Origin of the sequence: Endozoicomonas sp. ISHI1, assembly GCF_024606225.1 — a bacterium.
Classification (GTDB): domain Bacteria; phylum Pseudomonadota; class Gammaproteobacteria; order Pseudomonadales; family Endozoicomonadaceae; genus Endozoicomonas_A.
In genome coordinates, this window is sequence record NZ_JAGRPU010000008.1 from 114,662 (window position 1) to 133,857 (window position 19,196).

Sequence of the window (19,196 nt, forward strand, 5' to 3'; positions counted from 1 at the left end):
GCCCTTTGAGGGTTTCACTTAATAAGCCCCCGGCTCTACCGGGGGTAATTAACTGATAATCGCAATAATCCTGACACAGCGAGAGAGTCATGAATCAAAAGAGGAGATATCTTTGTTGACAAAAACCGAAGGGGTATCCTACGTTGTTTAAAATTTTATGATAATGTCGATAATATAAAAATATTAAATGGAATTTAAAATGTCATGAAAAAATATAGATACATTTTGCTATTATTAATTCCTTTATGGCTTTCAGCAAATAGCATAATTCCAGACAATGCTGCTAATGGTCTGAACAATGATACAAGCATAAATCAGCATGAAGAAAAATGGTCAGACTTTACTTGGTATCCGTTTAAGATTTTGAGTTACCCTGCCAGATTCTGGAAAAGACCTTATGAGCAAAATATCACTGAAATAGAAAAAGAAGATAAAAAGCATTCTTTAAAAGGATACATTTTAACTGAGCTTGCTGATGGCAGTTATTCTTCATATGAAAAAATTAAAGATGGAATTGAATTAGAAATAAATAATAAAGCTGATTTCGAAGGGCGGTCTGCATCATATCGAAAAGATTATTCTAGATACACTAGTAAAAATTTCAACAAGCCAAATAAGCTTCAAACATACCTTTCTTCTGTTCCAAGTGTCTCTAAAATTGATGATAATGCAATATATGGATTAAAAAATATAGATCTTATCCTATCAGGAGGAACCTGGAAACCCTATTCGCTGGCTGTTGCAAAGAATCATTTGGCATTTTCAAAAGCAAGGCGTACTAAATACAAATTCATACTGTTTAGCCAGAATAGCGAAGATGATGACTCAATAGATTTGATGAATTGGATGCACGATAGGCAACCTTATTGGGGAAAAATATTTTTAATTAATAAGTGGCTGAAAGAGGGTCGAGTAAAATCTGGTAAATGGATTACCTGGATAGATGATGATATTGTAATCAATGATTTTAAGAATGATAAAAGCCATCTTGATAAAATAATAGATTCAGTTGGGGAGCATGCTTGCATTATAACTTCTCAGGATTACTGGTACCATCAAGGATTACAACAATTAAATGATGGTCGTTTACCGAATACAGGCATTATTATGGTTAAGAACACAAGGTATTGCTCTTATATTTTAGAGTTATGGCTTAGCTATGCAGATGATCCAACTTTGGGAAAAAATAGTCAAAAATATACGCTTCACGAACAGGAAGCTTTAGTCAGGTTAAAGATAAATATCGATAAAAGATCTTTAGTTATCAAATTTATTAGAAACAGGACTAAAGATTGGAATTTTAATACATTTAAAAGATTTAATCATTTTTACAATGGTAGTCAGGCAAATTACAATTCAGATACAGAAAATGATAGAGCAATAGCTGCACTTATGAATGATGCATATATTCATCACACAGGGATGGCTTCTCTCTATAGACTTGCACTTATCGCTCACTCACTCTTTGAAATTTCAGGTAATTACCCCGTTATCCAACATGCTGACGATGGCAGCTAACGGCACGCACACCGGCTGCAGATCAGCGCAGCCAGGAACCTGCGTTGTATGAGTGCTTTTTATCAAAATGGAACGCCTTGCGTTCCAAATCGAGCAGGTCCCACTATCGTCGTCTGACCCGTATTGAAACCCCAAATCCAGAGAGCGATATCTGCTGGAAGCCATACAATAGAGCTGGCATTCCCGGTCGCTGGATCGTCAGGTCAGCAAGCTGTATTACGAGCGCTTGTTGTTCAGCAAGGATAAGCAGCCCGTGCTGCAGGAAGTTGAACAAAAAACTAAAAAGTTTGAAGGGTAGACGTGCATTAAAACTATTGACAAGTACTCCTGATTTTCAGTGGACACAGAGTAAGTAACTTGCGGCCAAAATGCATTAAAACTGTTTTTATATGTCTGATTCCTGAATGTAGCTGGATAAAGCTGTTGACTGATAGCCCTATATAATAAGGGCTATAGAGGAATAAGCTATTTCCGTGTCGATAGTTTAATGCATGTGTCTGGAGTTTTAATACATTTTCACATCTGTTGGTTAGACCACAGACCCCAACTGGAAAATAGGCAAGTACATGGCAATGATAAGACCACCAACCAGTACACCGAGAACCGACATGATCAAAGGTTCCATCAAGCTGGTCAGACCATCGACCATGTTGTCTACTTCGTCTTCGTAAAAAGTGGCGACCTTATCGAGCATTTCATCCAGAGCGCCGGATTCTTCACCAATAGCCACCATCTGAACCGCCATGGCCGGGAATATGCCAGAGTTTCTCATGGCGAACTGCAGCTGCTGACCGCTGGATACGTCTTCCTTTATGCGTTGGGTGGCATCGAAATAGACGACGTTACCAGCAGCCCCGGCAACCGAGTCAAGGGCATCCACCAGGGGTACACCGGCGGCAAAAGTCGTCGACAGGGTTCTGGCGAATCGGGCGACTGCTGATTTATCAAGAATGACACCGATCACGGGAATCTTAAGGGTGACCCGATCCATTCTGTCTCTGGTTGCTTTGGATTTTTGTAGCAGTTTTTTGAACATAAATCCAAAGGCAACGAGAGCGCCTATGGTCATATGCCATGAACTTTGGACCCATTCAGAAATGCCGATAACCAACTGGGTAAATGCGGGTAGCTCAGCACCAAATCCCTGGAATACTTCCTCAAACTGGGGCACTACGTAGACCAGCAGAATGCCAGTCACAACCATAGCAACACCCACAACAGCGATGGGGTATTTCATCGCTTTCTTGATTTTGGCCTTAAGGGCTTCGGTTTTCTCTTTATAGGTGGCGATTCTGTCCAGCAGTGACTCCAGAGAACCAGACTGCTCACCGGAAGCGACAAGATTACAGTAGAGGTCATCGAAATACAGTGGATGGTTTCTCAGGGCATCAGCCAGAGTGGAGCCGCCGGCAACATCATTCTTGATTTTGCCAATGAGATCTTTCATGGCAGGCTTTTCGATACCGTCAGAAGTAATATCAAACGCTTGAAGCAGGGGAACCCCCGCCTTCATCATGGTGGCTAGCTGGCGGGTAAACAGGGCGATATCCATGGGTTTGATCTTGCCGCCCTTGGTGCCCAGTGACATACCCTTCTTTCTGACTTTTGTGGAGTTGATTCCCTGCTTGCGGAGCTCAGCTTTGACCAGTGCAATACTGCCGCTCTGGATTTCTCCTTTGACCTTCCGCCCACTCTTGTCTTTACCTTCCCAGACGAATGTGGCTGTTTTTGTTGGTTTTCGTGCCATATATAGCCAGTTCCGTAGCTTCTTTTGTCATTCTTGTTGAGCCACTGCGATGCCAGGCAGTGGCATTATACCGCTCTAAACGGAGTCCGCTGTTGGGGATTCATTATAGCGCTAATGGCTTTGTCGGCGAGTATTGTACGAGACCTTAGGGAAACTTAATACGAAGTGGAAGACAAAATCAGAAAAAGGTGACAAAAGTCCTGAGGATGAGTGGGTTTTTTGCACTGTAATCATGATCCTGTCGAGTTTGTCAGGTGTTTATGAATCCATTCATACATTGGTTTAGCAACAGTCCACTGAAGTGGTGCTGTAATCGTCGAGGTTCAGGGCGGTGAGACAGCGCCCCCAGACGCACCCGGTATCAAGGGCATGGATTTTTTTGCGCTGACTGTTGCCTTCCAGGGCAGCCCAGTGACCAAAAATAATGCGTTCTTTGTAGACGGGGCTATCAGGAAAATTATACCAAGCGGCGAATGTCTCAGTGGCAGATGCTGTCTTGTTGTCAAGATCAAGCCGACCGTATTGGTCACAAAAACGCATCTGTGTCAGATAAGCTGCGGTCAGTTTCAGTTTGGCTCGACGGGTATAAGCTTCTTCCATAGAGTTGATGGAATCTGATTTGAATAGAAACTGAAGAAACTCTTGATAGTTTTCTCCCTGAAGGGCTTTCTCAAGTTTGCTTGCATACAGGCAGGCCTGCTTCAGGGTCCAGATCGGAGGGATTCCAGCATGTACCATTGTGACTTTGCGTTTTTTATCATAGTGAATCAGTGGGCGGTGCCTTAGCCAGTCAATCAATGAGTCTCTGTCAGGAGCGCTGAGCAGTGGGGCTAATGTATCTTTCTTTTTGGATCGACGAACTCGTGCAGCAACCGCCAGCAAGTGCAGGTCATGGTTGCCCAATACAGCGGTACAATCGCTGCCGAGACTTTTCAGGTAGCGTAGCGTAGCCAGTGAGTCTGGGCCACGGTTTACCATATCCCCCGCTACCCACAACTGGTCACGGCCAGGCTTGAACTGAACTTTGTCAAGCAGATGTCTGAGAGGCTCGTAGCATCCCTGGATATCACCTACGGCGTACACGGTCATTAACAATAATCTCCTGAACCTTTAAACGTGTGATAGCCATTTATAGCAAAGGTCTTTGAAGGTTCGTGGTTTTAAGACTAAATCGGGAATGCTTGATTGAAATGCACAAAAGCTTTTTCTGATTCGCTGCCTGGCTCAGTAACAGTTTGTGACCGGCTTGGAGAAATATCCTTTTCTCCGTTGACCGGGTGGAGACTGCGTTCTCCACAGTGATGAAAACTGCATTTCCCTGCTAATAGTAGTAACTCAGTGGATAGCGAGCATGCAAGTCGTCTGGTCGTTTATCATGTAACGGCAGCTTTCTTACATTGGAAAAATTTTCATCCCCGAGGCTGACGAAAAATGATGTCAGTCGCTCATGGCAGCTGAATGCAGATAATTGGCGATAGCAACAAATTCTGGCAGAGTCACCGTTTCCGGACGACTCGCAGGGTCGATACCCAGCTCAGTCAGTTTATCGGCAGAGATTAGCTTTTTCAGAGTGTTTCGCATAGTTTTGCGGCGTTGCTGGAAAGCTTCCCGAACCACCCTTTCCAGCAGTTTTACGTCATCTGCCGGGTAAGGTAAATCTCTATGAGGCTCAAGCCGAACAATAGCTGAGTCAACTTTGGGGGCAGGTTTGAAACAGCCAGGGCCCACAACAAACAGGTTGTTCACCTTGCAGTAGTATTGAGCCATGATGCCCAGTCGCCCATAGTGCTTTTCACCGGGCTGGGCTGCAAGTCTTTCCACAACCTCTTTCTGTAACATGAAATACATGTCGCTGATCTGTCCCTGAAACTCTAGCAGGTGGAAAATCAGGGGAGTGGATATATTGTAGGGCAGGTTGCCTACCAGCCTCAGTGTTTCGCCTTCTCTAATAAGAGAGGAGAAATTGAACTTGAGTGCGTCTCCTTCGTGAATTCTGAACTCAGGATTCAGGCCAAATCTGAGCTTCAGGGTCGGGATAAGATCCCTGTCGAGTTCAACTACATCCAGCTGCCCGGCAGCGTCCAGCAGAAACTCGGTCAGTGCACCCTGACCCGGGCCAATTTCCACAATTCGGTCGCCTGCCCTTGGGTGTATGGAACGGATAATCCGTTGAATGACACCGTGATCGTGCAGAAAGTTCTGACCAAATCGTTTACGGGCCTTGTGGTAGGGAATTTCAGCCATGCTTTTGACAAACTTAACGAGCAATAGAGGGGGCGCTATGATAGCGGCAGACAACCCTTTTGGCTACCGAACCATATCGAGAGCATAACGAACAGCAGCAAACAGGCTTCCCGAATCGGCTTTTCCTGTGCTTGCCAGATCCAATGCTGTGCCATGATCAACAGAAGTGCGAATGATTGGAAGTCCCAGGGTAATGTTGACGGCATTGCCAAAACCTTTGTACTTCAGAACTGGCAGACCCTGATCATGATACATGGCCAGAATGGCGTCAGCAGTCTCAAGATATTTGGGGTTAAAGAGCGTGTCTGCAGGCAGAGGGCCTACCAGATTTATACCTTCACTGTTTAACTTCTCGAGTACTGGAATAATGGTTTCTATCTCTTCCATGCCAAGGTGACCCCCTTCTCCAGCATGGGGGTTAAGACCGCAGACCAGAATTCTGGGATTCTCGATCGCAAATTTTGTCACCATATCCCTGTGGAGAATTTTGATGACTCCTTCCAGAGAGGATCGCGTGATAGCAGATGAAACGTCCTTAAGTGGCAGGTGGGTGGTGGCCAGTGCGACCCTCAGGCCTTCTGTTGCCAGCATCATAACGACTTGTTGAGTGTTGGTTTTTTCGGCCAGAAATTCTGTATGACCACTGAAAGAAACGCCTGCATTATTGATCACTTCCTTGCTGATAGGAGCGGTGACCATGGCATCAAACAGGCCGCTCTGGCAGCCTTCGATGGCATAGCTCAACATTTCCAGAACGTAGGGGCTGTTGGCTTCATCCAGCTGACCGGCTGAGCAGGGTTTGGGTAAGGAGACTGGGGCAACGAGAAGTATTCCTTCTCTGACGGGTTCTTTTTCATCAGGGTTGAATAATTCAAAGGTAACATCCATGCCCAGACTGTCTGCACGTTCCGCCAAAAGCTCTGGGTCTGCAGCAACTACTATTTGTACTGGCGAAGTATAATAAGCCAGCTGAAGGCAGAGGTCGGGTCCGATACCTGCGGGCTCGCCTGAGGTAATGATCAGTCTGGGCAGTGTGTTGCTTGTCATAAGTCAGCCATGAACCAGGGAAAATACAATCCACGAGAGTCTATATAAAAGCAACGCCCCGGAAAACCGGGGCGTCAATTTTATCTGGGTTTCGACTCAGAGACGAATTTCAATGTAGCTCTGATCTCTGATTTCACGTAACCACACCTGAAGCTCTTCTTCAAACTTACGGTTGCCCAGTATTTCACGGACCTTGTTTCTGCGGACCCGGTCGCTGATATCTGAGTGACGTGTGCCCAGTACCTCCAGAACGTGCCAGCCGTAAGTGCTCTTGAAAGGTTCGCTGACTATTTTTTCGGGCGTCTCTTTCATGGCTTTCTGGAATTCCGGAACCAGAGATTTCGGAGAAACCCAGTTCAGATCCCCGCCATTCAGAGCTGAGCCAGTGTCGTCAGAGTAGGCCTTGGCCAGTTCAGCAAAATCCTCACCGTTTTCAATTCGGTCGAAGAGGTTTTTGGCCAGCATCTGTGCCTCAAGGTCGCTGCGAATCTCGTTGGGCTTGATCAGAATATGGCGAACGTGTATCTGATGCTCCATATGCTTCTCGTTACCGCGAGTGTCGATTAGCTTGAAGATGTGAAAACCACCAGGACTGCGGATCGGTGCAGATACTTCTCCGTCTCTCATCTTCAACGCCTGTTCAGCAAACAGGGTTGGCAGTTGATCAGCGGAGCGCCAGCCAAGGTCGCCACCGTTCAGGGCACTCTGGCCGCTGGAGTAGGTGAGCGCCATTTCGGCAAAGTTGGCACCTCTATCAAGCTGAATAGCAATATTGTTGGCCTTCTTTTCGGCTTCCCGCACCTGATCAGGTGATGGGTTATCCGGTGTGGCAATCATAATATGACCCAGACGATATTCAGTCTGCATGCTGGCCTGACCTTCCGGCGACTTGAGGAAATTATTCACTTCCTGCTCGCTGATCTGAATGCGTTCAGCAATCTGGCGCTGACGCACGCGGTTAATAACCATCTCGCGTCGGATTTCTTCCCGGGCATCGGCGTATGACAGGCCGTCTGATTCAAGATTTTTTCGGAATGCCTCAACGGTCATACCATTGCGCTTGGCGATTTTGCTGATAGCGTCATTTAACGTCCAGTCATCAACGCGGATTCCACCACGCTGACCCATCTGCAGTTGCAGGTTTTCAAGAATCAGCTGGTCAAGTACCTGCTTCTTGAGGATGTTGTCTGGTGGCATGGGGATACTTCGGCTGTTCAGCTGTCGCTGCACAGCTTCAATACGGTTGTTCAATTCGCTTTCCATTACCACGTCTTTGTCGACGATGGCAACAATGCGATCCAGTGGTACGGGCTTGGCGTTGGCCGTACCACCGACTGCTGCAAGGGCGCAGCAGGCGGCAAAGAATAGATTCTTCAATCCCGTCATCATTACTTCTCGTGAATCTCGTAACCTTGGATACCTTGCAAGTATTCCGTTCCGGAGCTACCGGTTATATTACCCAGTCCACGAAGGATGAACTGGAAGAAAACACCGCTCTTCGGATCAGGGTGGTCGATATTATCGTCTGTTTCGATCCATGAACGCCAGAAAAACCGAACCTGATAACAGCAACTGTTGTATTCGACACCCGCAAGGCTCTCAAGGTTCCTTTTGTTGGTTAAATCATATTGCCAGCGTCCCAAGCCTACCCAGTGGGTGGTCGAAGGAATCGGCCAGGCAAAAGACAGATCGGTTTGTTTCAGGTTGTTATCAGCAGTTTCAAAGATTGGATTGCCATTCTGGTCGGTGCCAATCTGAATATTTTGTCCATCTTTGTCTTGAACATACCGATCAACCTGATCCCTGAAACGGAAACCGAGGTTCAGAGTCTTACGCTGTTCAGGCTGCCAGCGATAGTAAAGACCATAGTTGTCCAGACGATTCTCGTTGGTATTCCAGGAGAAATCCTGCCTCAGGCTCATTGTGCGATTGAAATTGTAGATGAATTCCGATGCCAGGGGCGACGTTGGTTCGGTCAGTTCGTTCCTGAGCCTTGCATCGATAGCGTCAAGGTTTTCGTCTACATCCTCAGGTGGTTTGCCTGCCTGCCCGAGGTTGCTGGCGATGTATACCTCGCGATCTTTGAAGTAGACAATTTGACCGATACCAAAGCGCATTCTTTCAAAGCCGTCGTCTTCAATGAGACGGGTCGTTACACCCAGAGAGAGCTGGTTGGCATCGCCAATACGATCATAGCCACTGAAGCGGTTATCCAGCCACAGAGAACCGTAGGTGAAGCCCATGGCGCCTGTGTCAAAAATCGGGTTGTACTCCTGATTCTCGACATAAGGCACATAAAGATACTTGGCTCTGGGTTCCAGAGTGTGTGTAAAGTCGGTGCCGAACAAGTCGGTAAAGCGCTCAAAATAGAGGCCACCATCAAGACTAAAGGAGCCAGCACTGGTGTTTGGAGACTTTGTGAAGTCGCTATCGTTAAACGTTCGGTCAATGTAGGAGTTACGGAGATCTTCCATGACTTCCTGCTGGCTCAAATTATTCAGGCTGTAGTTTACACTCCGAACCTTCACTTCAGGTGTCAGGAAGCCCCACATTGTCTGCATTGTATAGCTGATACCCGCCTGTCCATAAGCCCGACCCCCTTCGGCTTTTTTGATACCAAAGCCCTCATCGTAAACGCTTTCTCTGGTATCAGGGTCATCGAAGTCCGGGTGCTGGATTTCTCTCACAAAGCGCCAGTCTTCGGCCCGACTGAACTGAGTGTAATCCGCCAGATAATTAACCTGCAATGTTTCGCCTGCCTGCCAGTTGCCGCTGAAGACCAGCTGTGGAAGCTTGTTATATGGGTCATCAGACGTCTGACTCATATTTTTGAACTGGTGAGCATTCAGGCTGAAGGTCCAGTTGTTGTAGGCATTGCCACCCAGATATCGGGTACCTGCCATCTGGTTCAGTGGACTGGAGCTGGACAGCTTTAAATGGGTGCCAAAGTCCTCGATGTAGTTTTTGTCACTGGCATCGGCATAGTCGAGTTCTGCCGTCCAGCGCTCAGAAAAACGCTGCTTATATCGCACACTGGCCAGCCAGCGCTCCTGATCGTAATAAGGATTTTCTTTTTCCAGCTTGTCCTTGTTAGTCAGGCCAGCAATACCAACTTCACCTTCACCGCTTTCATTCATGTAGCGGAATTCATTTTCTAGCAGCAGGCCTCGTTTGGAGATAATGCGAGGAGTAATGGTGGCGTCGTAATCAGGAGCAATATTCCAGTAATAGGGCAGGGTAAAGTCCAGGCCATTATCACTGTCAGAGGCTATTGTCGGGTAGAGAAAGCCGGATTGGCGGCGATCATCAATCGGGAAATACATGTAGGGCGTATAGAAAATCGGCAACCCTCCAACTCGGATAACAGCGTCACGTGCCGTACCATAACCAGTATTGCGATCCAGGGTGACATTCTTGCCTGTTAGCAGCCAGCTTTCATCACCGGGGCGGCAGGTGGTGTAGGAGGCATCTTCGAGAACCAGGGTAGAGTCCTCGTTCCGAATGATTTCTTTGGAACTCCCTCTGGCATGGGCCTCATGCATGGCGTAGCTGGCATTCTTGATGGTAGCCCGGCCAGTATCGAGCAGCATATCACCGTAATCACCGACCAACAGAGTACCGGGCTCACGATAAACCACGTTGCCTTCGAATTCGGCATGGTTGGTAGCGCGATTCATTCTCGCAGTATCGCTCTGGATTTGACGGTTGCCCTGTCTGATAGAAACGTTGCCGGTAAGAGTGCCTATGTCATTCTGGCCAAAAGAGGATTCATCGGACTCGGCAACGATAGGTGCTGTATCAGAGTTGCCCGTGAAGTTTTTACCGGGACGGGCAGGCTCTGAATAGTCACCTGTGCACCAGGGCGTTGCCTGATCCAGTGCTTTCTGTTCATTCTCGTTGAGCTGGGATTTGGGCACCCAGTCAAGCCTTTCCCGAAGGTTTGCGCGGCGATGGCCGGTAGCGACAGTCACCGTTTGACCGCTGGCTTTGTTTCGGGCGGATTGGGTGACTGGCGGGGCAATGGGGCGAGAAGCTCGATTCATCACACCTGGCTTTATTGGCTCGGCGGAACACTGCCAGCCGGCACCATCAGAGCTGGCTTTACAGTTCCACTGATCATTAGGCGACAGGGTGGATTCGCCATAAACCCGGGCGGCCGGTTGGCTGGCAAGCAGCACAGTAGCAATCGCCAGTGTTAATGTCGCTGGTTTGAAAGGTAGAGGGTATTTCTCCATGAGATCAATTATCCCGTGCCGTTCTTATTACCACGGTTTGACGCTTTTTTTCACAACTCCAAATTAAGTCGGGTCGGGAGAAAGCGTTAGACCATGGTCGATGGCTGTTTAAATCTGCTCTGGCATGCGCACAGAGAACCTTGTTACACATCCTGCTGTCGGAGGCAGCATTTTCTACTAATAAGGACATCTGTACAGCAGTGGTTCGGGCCTTATGTGTGGTTGTCATGATCGCCAGCTGTTCCGAAAACATGAAGGTTCAGATCACAAGCCTGCCTGAGACCGGCAGACCTCTGAAAATCGTAGAGCGAACATCTGCTTTTTGCCATGAGCGAGTGTCCGGCTGAGTGTTTCAGGAAGACGGTGATTTCGGTTCATGGTGTTGCAGTGGAGGATAATACCTGAATTCCCTCTGAATAGTGTGCTAAATGGCGCTTCTTTTGTTTTTTTACCTTCCGCCTGAAGACTCGGCATTCCATAGCTTGTTCACAATTTGTTACTGAGCCTGATTGTTCACGCAGTGAACAATCAGTGGGGTCCGTTATATTACCCTTACTAGTCTGTGTTACTCTGTCTTTCAGTGCAATACATTTCAACACTTTGATGTTAAACCTTCCGTCGTTCAGCCCGAATATTGCATAGATAGCCATGATTAAAAGGTATATGAGCAAGTGACTCTATGAGTCTGAAGGTGACCGCTCAATCAACACAGGATATGTAAAGCAAGTGACACCCTCTCCTAACGACCGCCTTCAGCAATTGAAACAATGGGCGTATAAGGCTTTAACACCGGGTCAGGCGTTACTCGACCGGGACGGCCAGATGAGTCCTGTGGGTGGTGATGCCGGCTTCAGGAATTATTATCGACTTCAGGTTCCTGAAGGTACATTGCTGGCAGTGGATGCCCCGCCAGAAACTGAAGATTCCCATGCTTTTGTCTCAATTGCTGGTTTGCTCAAGGCCCAGGGCGTTTGTGTGCCGGATGTGCACTCAGTCGATTATCAGTCAGGCTTTATGTTGGTGGATGACTTCGGCGATACTCTGTTGCTTCAGGCCCTGAACGACAATACTGTTGATGAGCTTTATGGCAAAGCTCTGGATGTTATTCTGCAAATCCAGAAGTGCGAGCCTGATGCTCTGCCTCCTTACAGTCGTGAGCTGTTGATGACAGAGCTGGACATCTACTCCCATTGGTTTTTGAAAGAACTGCTGAGGCTGGAGGTCGAAAGTCGCTCCAACAATCAGCTTGACCGGCTGTTTGAACTGCTTACCGAGGCAGCACTGCAACAACCTAAAGGGGTTGTTCATCGTGACTTTCATTCCAGAAACCTGATGGTGCTTTCCGAAGGAAAACTCGGGGTCATTGATTTTCAGGGAGCCCTCCACGGCCCAATATTGTATGACGCTGTTTCTTTGTTGAAAGATTGTTATATCAGCTGGCCGAGGCACAAGGTGGAAAGTTGGTTGAGGTTGTTTATCAAGTCTCACCCCCGGCTGAAGGAAGTGAGCTTTGAAACCTGCCTCAAATGGTTTGACTGGATAGGACTGCAGCGACATCTCAAGTGTCTCGGAATATTCTCCCGGCTTTGGCTCAGGGATAACAAGCCCCGGTACCTGCGGGAGATTCCAGCGACCTTTGCCTATGTTCTGGATGTCTGTGAACGTTACGAAGAGCTGGCTTATCATGCCAAATGGCTCAGGCAGTCTGTGGCACCGATTCTTGATGATTGCATTGCATCTACACGGAAAGAGACTGAACAATGAAAGCAATGATTCTGGCTGCCGGCCTGGGAACGAGGCTGAGACCACTGACTTTGGAAAAACCCAAGCCACTGGTAGAAGTGGGCGGTAAACCCCTGATAGTACATCATCTGGAAAACCTTTCAGAGGCTGGCTTCAAAGATATAGTGATCAATCATGCCTGGCTGGGAGAAAAACTGGTTGCAGCCTTGGGTAATGGCAGTCATTGGGGGCTGAATATTGAATATTCAGCGGAACCTGAGCCTCTGGAAACCGGTGGTGGTGTTTTCAAGGCGCTGCGTCTTTTGGGTGATGATCCTTTCTTTTTGGTCAATGGTGATGTCTATACCGACTATGCTTTCCAGTCTCTGCCAGATTCACCCAGAGGTCTGGCTCATCTGGTACTGGTGGATAATCCTGACTTCAAGGAAACCGGAGACTTTGCCCTGGATAGTCATGGGCGGGTTCAGGCGGACGGTCAAAACAAGCTGACTTTCAGTGGATTGAGTGTGTTGTCACCAGAACTCTTTGCACATTGTAAATCCGGGGCTTTCAAGCTGGCACCTCTGTTGATTGATGCGATGGCCTCGGGCAAAGTTACGGGCGAACATTATTGCGGACTCTGGACCGATGTCGGCACAGTGGAACGTTTGCAGAGTCTGGAAGAACATTTAAATCAGAGCAGGGCAACATGACAGCAATTCTGATCGGTGTATTCATCGGTTTTGTGTTTGGAGGGCATTTCGGAGCGCTATTTGGTGGCATACTGGGCGCCTGGATAAACCGGAATTACATTAATCCCAATCAACAGGGGGGCGGGCCCCGTGGGTCTTTCAATCGTCAGAGGGCTCAGAGTGCGTTCTTCCAGGCCACTTTTCTGGTGATGGGCAAGCTGGCCAAGGCTGACGGGCGAGTCAGTGAGGATGAGATTGAAATGGCATCAGCCATTATGAATCAGATGCGCCTGTCACCGGATCAACGTGAGGCCGCGATCAATCTCTTTAATCAGGGTAAACAGCCTTCGGCAGATATCAGTGCAGCTCTGGCTGAGTTTCGCAGGGTCGCTGGCTCGAGTACCTTGCTTCCCCTGTTTCTTGAAATTCAGCTGCAGGCAGCCTACGCCGATGGCAGCCTGACACAGGCTGAGAGAGCTGTATTCAAGCAGTTATGTGATCAACTGGGTATCAGCCAAATCAGTTTTGAGCTGCTTCATAAAAGGTTTCAGGCTCAGAGAGCTTATTATCATGCCGGAGGCCGGCAAGGGGGGGGCTGGGCGCGTCCGGATAGTGGGCAAACCCTTTCCAAGGCTTATGAAGTGCTGGGTGTTGAGTCTTCCGCAACGGACAGTGAAGTGAAAAGAGCCTATCGGAAGCTGATGAGTCAGCACCATCCTGACAAGCTTGTGGCCAAAGGTTTGCCGGAAGAAATGATGGAAGTCGCCAAGCAGAGAACTCAGGAAATTCAGGCGGCCTACGATCAGATTCGGGAGCACCGGAAGAATAAATAATCCTGGTGCATTTTGTTGGGAACTTTCCCGAGATGGATTAGACTAATATTGCTCTTAACCGCAGAAAATGGAATGCCTGTAGCATTGGAAGGGACGCCTTCCCTCTCACAGGAGATTCTTCCGTGTATACGGTCAGACAGCGCTTCATATACTGGCACATTCCAGCCACAACCCGAATCACATTGAAAAGAGAGCAAGGAGAAGTCTACTGCTTCTATCCAGTCAAACGGGTGAAAAAGTTACAGAGTGCTGTGAGGTATATTATTCGTCAGATTCATGAACCTGCTGCAAAAACGATACGGGATCGCAGGGTAGTTCTCTGCTAAGTTTGAACAAACTGGCAGGTGCAGCAATGCCGACCTGCCAGAAGGTTTTCATCATGAAATCAGGCTTTGCTCCCCTTAAGGCCAAACCATGTCAGGTAAGTAAATCCGATCAATGGAATAATAAAGGCCAAACTAATTTCTGTCATATCTGAAATCCACCCCATCATTGCGGTGAGCACAGCGCCACCAAGAATGGCCATAATCAGGCAGCTGCCGCCTAGCTGAGTGTCTTTGCCCAGGCCATTCACAGAAAGGCCATAAATGGTAGGGAACATCAACGACATGCAGCCAGAGATAACCACCAGAGCATAAATACCAGCATAGCCATCGCTCATCATTACAACGACAGTCATAACAGCCGCGACCGTGGCAAGCCCCCCCAGCAACTTCGCAGGTTCGATGTAGCGCATTAGAGAGGTACAAAGGAAGCGGCTGCTACTGAATAAGAGGATTGAATAAAGGTAATAGGTCGAAGCTTCTGCCTCGTTACCTCCAATATTATTCATGACATAACGGATCGTCCATGACCAGCAGCCAATTTGTGCTCCCATGTAAAGAAACTGACCAAGTACCCCGCGGACAAATACTTTCTTTCTAAAGAGGCGAGCAAAGGATTTTGAATAGCTGTATGCTTCAGAGGCATCCACCGCTTTTGGCATTCTACAAAGCACTATAGAGAGCCAGACTCCCAGAATGACGGCAGCCGTCATTATGTATGGCACCATAACAGCCATTAATTCCTGGGACTGGATAGCTTTCAGCTGCGTAGTCGCCATGGCACCGCGCTCCGCGTCTGAAGCCGGATTCAGCTGGCTCAGGATATAGAATTTCCCGATCAGGACTCCGGCAACTGAACCTAAAGGATTGAAGGACTGGGCAAGGTTCAATCTCTGGGTGGCGGTGTCCTGTGGTCCCATAGAAATAATGTATGGGTTGGCACTGGTTTCCAGGATGGATAGCCCGCCAGCCAATACAAACAGAGCTGCCAGAAAGTGGGAATACTGCATAGTCTGGCTGGCGGGATAAAACAGCAATGCACCGAACGCAAACAGACCCAGCCCAAGCAGTACACCGGATTTGTAAGAAAACTTTTTAATGTAGACAGCAGCAGGAAGAGCCAGGCAGAAGTAAGCACCGTAGAAAGCCATCTGAACAAGACTGGATTGAGCATCGTTTAAGATGAAGACCTTACGGAACTGGGCAATGAGTACATCGGTCATGTTATGTGCCAGTCCCCATAAGGCAAAACAACTGGTTATCATTACAAAAGGAACCAGTAACTTTTTTGGCACAAAGGGTGATTTTTTTCTGGTAGTCGATTTGCTATCGATAGACTGGGTTGTAGATAATTCACTCACTACATGTCTTCCCCTGGATGATATAAATCAAGCCTTAACCCAACAATAAGTAATCAATATCCACGGACACCCCGGGCCGCTTTTCGGGGAGCAGGCAGTGACACCTGTCAAAAGCTCGCACAATGCACCTGTGAAAAGCACCCGTAAAAAAGGTGGACAACTGACGTATTGCTATATCGGATTAAATTTACGAAATCCCTCATGCCATAGCTGTCCTGTCATGAACGCATTCCAATTGCCATAGAGGAGAGCATGAATGGCTGCCTGCAAACCGTTGCCTCAGTAGGTTTTCCGATGAGTTTCCGGGAGGGAGTATAGTTTGGTTGCTCAGTTATGCATGGCAGTTTTGCCTGAATTGTATTCAGGCTCAAAATACGTGACTCTGGGAACTGGCTCGTTTGAGCCCAAACCTGTGTTTTATGACAGGATTGGGTCGTGAGGTTGTGACAGGTATTCTCTGGATTGCATCTCTTGCAGACGACTGATGGTGCGCTGGAACTCAAAGTTCAGCTTGCCGGAGGTGTAAAGTTCTGATAGGGGAGATTCGGCGGTCAGGATGAGTTTAACGTTGCGGTCATAGAACTCGTCCACCAGATTGATAAAGCGCCTGGCCTGATCGTCTTTCTTTTCGCCCATTTGTGGTACATTTTCCAGAATGACTGTCTGGTAAAGACAGGCCAGTTCTATGTAGTCGTTCTGGCTTCTTGGACCATCACAGAGTGTCGCGAAACTGAACCAGCCTATGTCTTCGCAGGTGCGCTTGCTGTTGATCAATCTGCCCGCTATCTCAATGATCTCGGCTTCCCGGCAGTGGCTGATATCCGGTGCCAGGTCATTGAATGTTTTCTGCAGATGTCGATCGGCTTCCGTTCCTAATGGACTGTGGTAAGTGTCTGCTTTTTCCAGGAGGCGGAGGCGATAGTCCGTGCCGCCATCAACGTTGACCACCAGAGTATGCTCCTTTATCTGAGCAATGGCTGGCAGGAAACGGATTCTTTGCAAACCGTCTTTGTAGAGCTCATCGGGTACCACGTTGGAAGTGGCTACCAGTGTAATGCCTCTCTGAAAGAGTTGCTCAAAGAGACCACCTAAAAGCATGGCGTCGGTGATGTCAGAGACAAAAAACTCGTCAAAGCAGATTACCCGGGTTTCAGCAGCCAGTATTTCTGCCACTTTATCCAGAGGGTTCTTTTCTCCGGACAGATTTTTCAATTCACCATGAACCCATCGCATGAAGTGGTGGAAGTGCATGCGCTTTTTCTCGGGGAACGGCAGGCAGTCGTAAAAGGTGTCCATCAGATAGGTTTTACCCCGGCCAACGCCTCCCCAGAAATAGAGTCCACGAGCGGTGTGGGTTTCTTTGTCGGCAAAAGGGTTGATGCGTTTGAGCAGAGAGGTGCGGGGAGTGACAGCCGTCAGTTGATCAAAAAGACGCTGGAGATGCTGAACCGCTGCTTCCTGAGCCGGGTCATGGCTGAAGCTGTCTTTCTTTAAGTCCTGCTGGTAACGAGATTCCGGGGTCATGCTGGTCATTCAGTTGTTATTTCACTCTATCCATCGTTGACGGGGTTCGTATCAATAGTTGATGAAACAGTAAAGGCTCACCCCTATATCGGCTGGCATGCGATGTACTCTCTTTATTACAAAAGGCTGGAATAAAGGAGCACAATGTAACCTTCCTGCTTTAGCAGGACAAGGTATGTTTTGGCATCCGGATGTTACACAACCGCTCTATACTTTGCGCATAAAAGATTATAACTTTGACATCAATAAGGGACGTGAAATGTTCCACCCAATGAGGCGATGCTGTGGAAAATGTGAATGTACTTTGGTTTGTAGGCAGTTTGGCATTTTTAGCGGGAATAGTCGGTGGTGTACTTTTGTACCATTTACTGGCAGGCCCTCGTTCAGATCGAGGCAAAATGGAAGCTCAGCTGGTAGAGCTGGAGGCTGAATTTAAACAGTACCAAGATAGCGTGGCCGATCATTTTAATACAACGGCGCACCTGATCAACAAACTGACGGACAGTTATAAAGATGTCCACGAGCATATGGCTAACGGAGCCGAATCACTGTGTGACGATGACAATGTCAAGAACAAGCTCAGTGATTCTCTGATCAGCAGCACTGCCTTGCTGTCGGGGCAGATTCCAAAGCGCCGTAGCGAGCGTCCAAAGCCGTTGGAGCAACCGCTGGACTACGCACCTAAGACAACCGCTTCGGATGAGAAAGGCACCTTGTCTGAAGACTTCAGGATAACATCTGAAGCCCAAGAGGCGGTGAGTAGTCAGAAAGCTTCTTGACCCTTTGATCGCTCTGAAAATTTTTGAAAGCCCTGCAACAGAGGCTGTCTCAATAGCTGGGCAGTTTGGTCAGGACAGAGAGTCCAGATATTTTTCTGCGTCCAGAGCCGCCATGCAGCCGGTGCCGGCGGAAGTAATAGCCTGACGGTAAACATGATCCATAACGTCACCCGCAGCAAATACACCTTCTTTAGAAGTCAGTGTCGCATTGCCTTCCGGGCCGCCGTTGACCTTGATGTAGCCGTCTTTCATTTCCAGCTGACCTTCAAAGATACCGGTGTTCGGTGTGTGACCGATGGCAATAAAACAGCCTTCGGCGCTGATTTCACGAAGCTCGCCTGTGTTTACATTCCTGATGCGAACGCCAGTCACGCCCATGTCGTCACCCAGTACCTCATCCAGAGTAGAGTCGAGAGCCAGTTCCATGTTGCCGTTTTCTGCACGCTCCATCATCTTGTCCAGCAGAATTTTTTCTGCACGGAAACCCTGACGACGGTGAATCAGAGTGACTTTTTTAGCAATGTTAGAAAGATAGAGAGCTTCCTCAACAGCGGTGTTACCGCCACCCACAACCACTACGTCCTTGTTTTTGTAGAAGAATCCATCACAGGTAGCACAGGCGGATACGCCCTTGCCCTTGAAGGCTTCTTCGCTGTTCAGACCCAGGTAACGGGCGCTGGCACCGGTGCTGATAATCAGGGCGTCACAGGTGTAAGTATCGGTGCCTTTCAGGGTGTAAGGTTTCCTGCTCAGATCGACCTCTTCGATATGATCAAATATGATTTCGGTACCAAAGCGTTCTGCATGAACGCGCATGTCTTCCATCAGGCCGGGGCCTTGAAGACCTTCGGGGCCTCCTGGCCAGTTGTCCACGTCTGTAGTGGTGGTCAACTGCCCGCCCTGTTGCATACCAGTGATCATAACCGGCTTCAGGTTTGCCCGGGCAGCGTACACTGCAGCAGTGTATCCTGCAGGACCGGAACCCAAAATCAGTAGCGGGACGTGCTTGGCTTCACTCACATTTTACTCCTTGAACGGGAATGTCTGTCAGAGACAGAAAAAATCTCTGATAGTAAGGGATTCATAATTCGTTAAACTGGGTGAATAATAACGGCTTGCGCTGACGAGAACCAGAATCTCTTCAGCGATCGGTTTGTATTTACTATCAAGC

The 19,196-nt window shown here is 48.1% G+C and carries 14 protein-coding genes; 5 read left to right on the forward strand and 9 right to left on the reverse strand.

Translation table 11 applies throughout. The annotated features are described in order from the left end of the window. Nucleotides 1–204 precede the first annotated feature (204 nt). Complete coding sequence (locus tag KBW69_RS07540; RefSeq protein ID WP_257274466.1) at nucleotides 205–1,518, forward strand: hypothetical protein; 1,314 nt, start codon at nucleotides 205–207, stop codon at nucleotides 1,516–1,518. Nucleotides 1,519–2,047: 529 nt separating this feature from the next. Here the strand turns inward: KBW69_RS07540 and KBW69_RS07545 are convergent. The 6 genes from KBW69_RS07545 to KBW69_RS07570 all read right to left on the reverse strand — a co-directional run bounded on the left by KBW69_RS07545 (nucleotide 2,048) and on the right by KBW69_RS07570 (nucleotide 10,791). Further along, a complete protein-coding gene (locus KBW69_RS07545) occupies nucleotides 2,048–3,265 on the reverse strand; it encodes a type II secretion system F family protein (protein WP_257280492.1) in 1,218 nt (405 codons plus the stop codon). A 282-nt stretch (nucleotides 3,266–3,547) separates the two neighbouring features. Then, entirely contained in the window at nucleotides 3,548–4,354 is an 807-nt protein-coding gene (locus tag KBW69_RS07550) for a symmetrical bis(5'-nucleosyl)-tetraphosphatase (protein WP_257274467.1), read from the reverse strand. 348 nt (nucleotides 4,355–4,702) lie between these two features. Beyond that, nucleotides 4,703–5,509 (reverse strand): 16S rRNA (adenine(1518)-N(6)/adenine(1519)-N(6))-dimethyltransferase RsmA, encoded by an 807-nt coding sequence (gene rsmA, locus KBW69_RS07555; RefSeq protein WP_257280493.1) that lies wholly within the window; start codon nucleotides 5,507–5,509, stop codon nucleotides 4,703–4,705. 63 nt (nucleotides 5,510–5,572) lie between these two features. Beyond that, nucleotides 5,573–6,556: a 4-hydroxythreonine-4-phosphate dehydrogenase PdxA gene (pdxA, locus tag KBW69_RS07560; protein WP_257280494.1), complete on the reverse strand. Its 984-nt coding sequence runs from the start codon at nucleotides 6,554–6,556 to the stop codon at nucleotides 5,573–5,575. Between the two features lie 96 nt (nucleotides 6,557–6,652). Then, nucleotides 6,653–7,945 (reverse strand): peptidylprolyl isomerase, encoded by a 1,293-nt coding sequence (locus tag KBW69_RS07565; protein ID WP_257280495.1) that lies wholly within the window; start codon nucleotides 7,943–7,945, stop codon nucleotides 6,653–6,655. Beyond that, on the reverse strand, nucleotides 7,945–10,791 hold the full coding sequence (locus KBW69_RS07570; RefSeq protein ID WP_257280496.1) for an LPS-assembly protein LptD: 2,847 nt from the start codon (nucleotides 10,789–10,791) through the stop codon (nucleotides 7,945–7,947). Before KBW69_RS07570 ends, KBW69_RS07565 begins: the two co-directional genes overlap by 1 nt. A 726-nt stretch (nucleotides 10,792–11,517) precedes the next feature. On the opposite strand from KBW69_RS07570, the gene KBW69_RS07575 reads away from it, so the two are divergent. Genes KBW69_RS07575 through djlA form a run of 3 tightly spaced genes read left to right on the forward strand, consistent with a single transcriptional unit; the run spans nucleotide 11,518 to nucleotide 14,038 of the window. Then, nucleotides 11,518–12,555 carry a phosphotransferase gene (locus tag KBW69_RS07575; RefSeq protein WP_257280497.1) on the forward strand — a complete coding sequence of 346 codons (1,038 nt, stop codon included), beginning with the start codon at nucleotides 11,518–11,520 and terminating at the stop codon, nucleotides 12,553–12,555. Continuing rightward, complete coding sequence (gene murU, locus KBW69_RS07580) at nucleotides 12,552–13,226, forward strand: N-acetylmuramate alpha-1-phosphate uridylyltransferase MurU (RefSeq protein ID WP_257280498.1); 675 nt, start codon at nucleotides 12,552–12,554, stop codon at nucleotides 13,224–13,226. The genes KBW69_RS07575 and murU overlap by 4 nt, the downstream gene beginning before the upstream one ends. Then, a complete protein-coding gene (gene djlA / locus KBW69_RS07585) occupies nucleotides 13,223–14,038 on the forward strand; it encodes a co-chaperone DjlA (RefSeq protein ID WP_257280499.1) in 816 nt (271 codons plus the stop codon). The genes murU and djlA overlap by 4 nt, the downstream gene beginning before the upstream one ends. 385 nt (nucleotides 14,039–14,423) lie before the next feature. On the opposite strand, the gene fucP is transcribed toward djlA, so the two are convergent. Both fucP and zapE read right to left on the reverse strand, forming a co-directional pair. Then, nucleotides 14,424–15,722: an L-fucose:H+ symporter permease gene (gene fucP, locus KBW69_RS07590; RefSeq protein ID WP_257280500.1), complete on the reverse strand. Its 1,299-nt coding sequence runs from the start codon at nucleotides 15,720–15,722 to the stop codon at nucleotides 14,424–14,426. 417 nt (nucleotides 15,723–16,139) lie between these two features. Further along, complete coding sequence (zapE, locus tag KBW69_RS07595; RefSeq protein ID WP_306670744.1) at nucleotides 16,140–17,246, reverse strand: cell division protein ZapE; 1,107 nt, start codon at nucleotides 17,244–17,246, stop codon at nucleotides 16,140–16,142. A 284-nt stretch (nucleotides 17,247–17,530) separates the two neighbouring features. On the opposite strand from zapE, the gene KBW69_RS07600 reads away from it, so the two are divergent. Beyond that, the gene (locus KBW69_RS07600; protein WP_257274589.1) at nucleotides 17,531–18,025 is read left to right on the forward strand and encodes a YhcB family protein; all 495 of its coding nucleotides are present in this window, start codon (nucleotides 17,531–17,533) and stop codon (nucleotides 18,023–18,025) included. Nucleotides 18,026–18,094: 69 nt separating this feature from the next. Here KBW69_RS07600 and trxB read toward each other — a convergent pair whose 3' ends face one another. Beyond that, nucleotides 18,095–19,045, reverse strand: coding sequence for a thioredoxin-disulfide reductase (gene trxB / locus KBW69_RS07605; RefSeq protein WP_257280501.1), 951 nt, complete (start codon nucleotides 19,043–19,045; stop codon nucleotides 18,095–18,097). Nucleotides 19,046–19,196 lie beyond the last annotated feature (151 nt).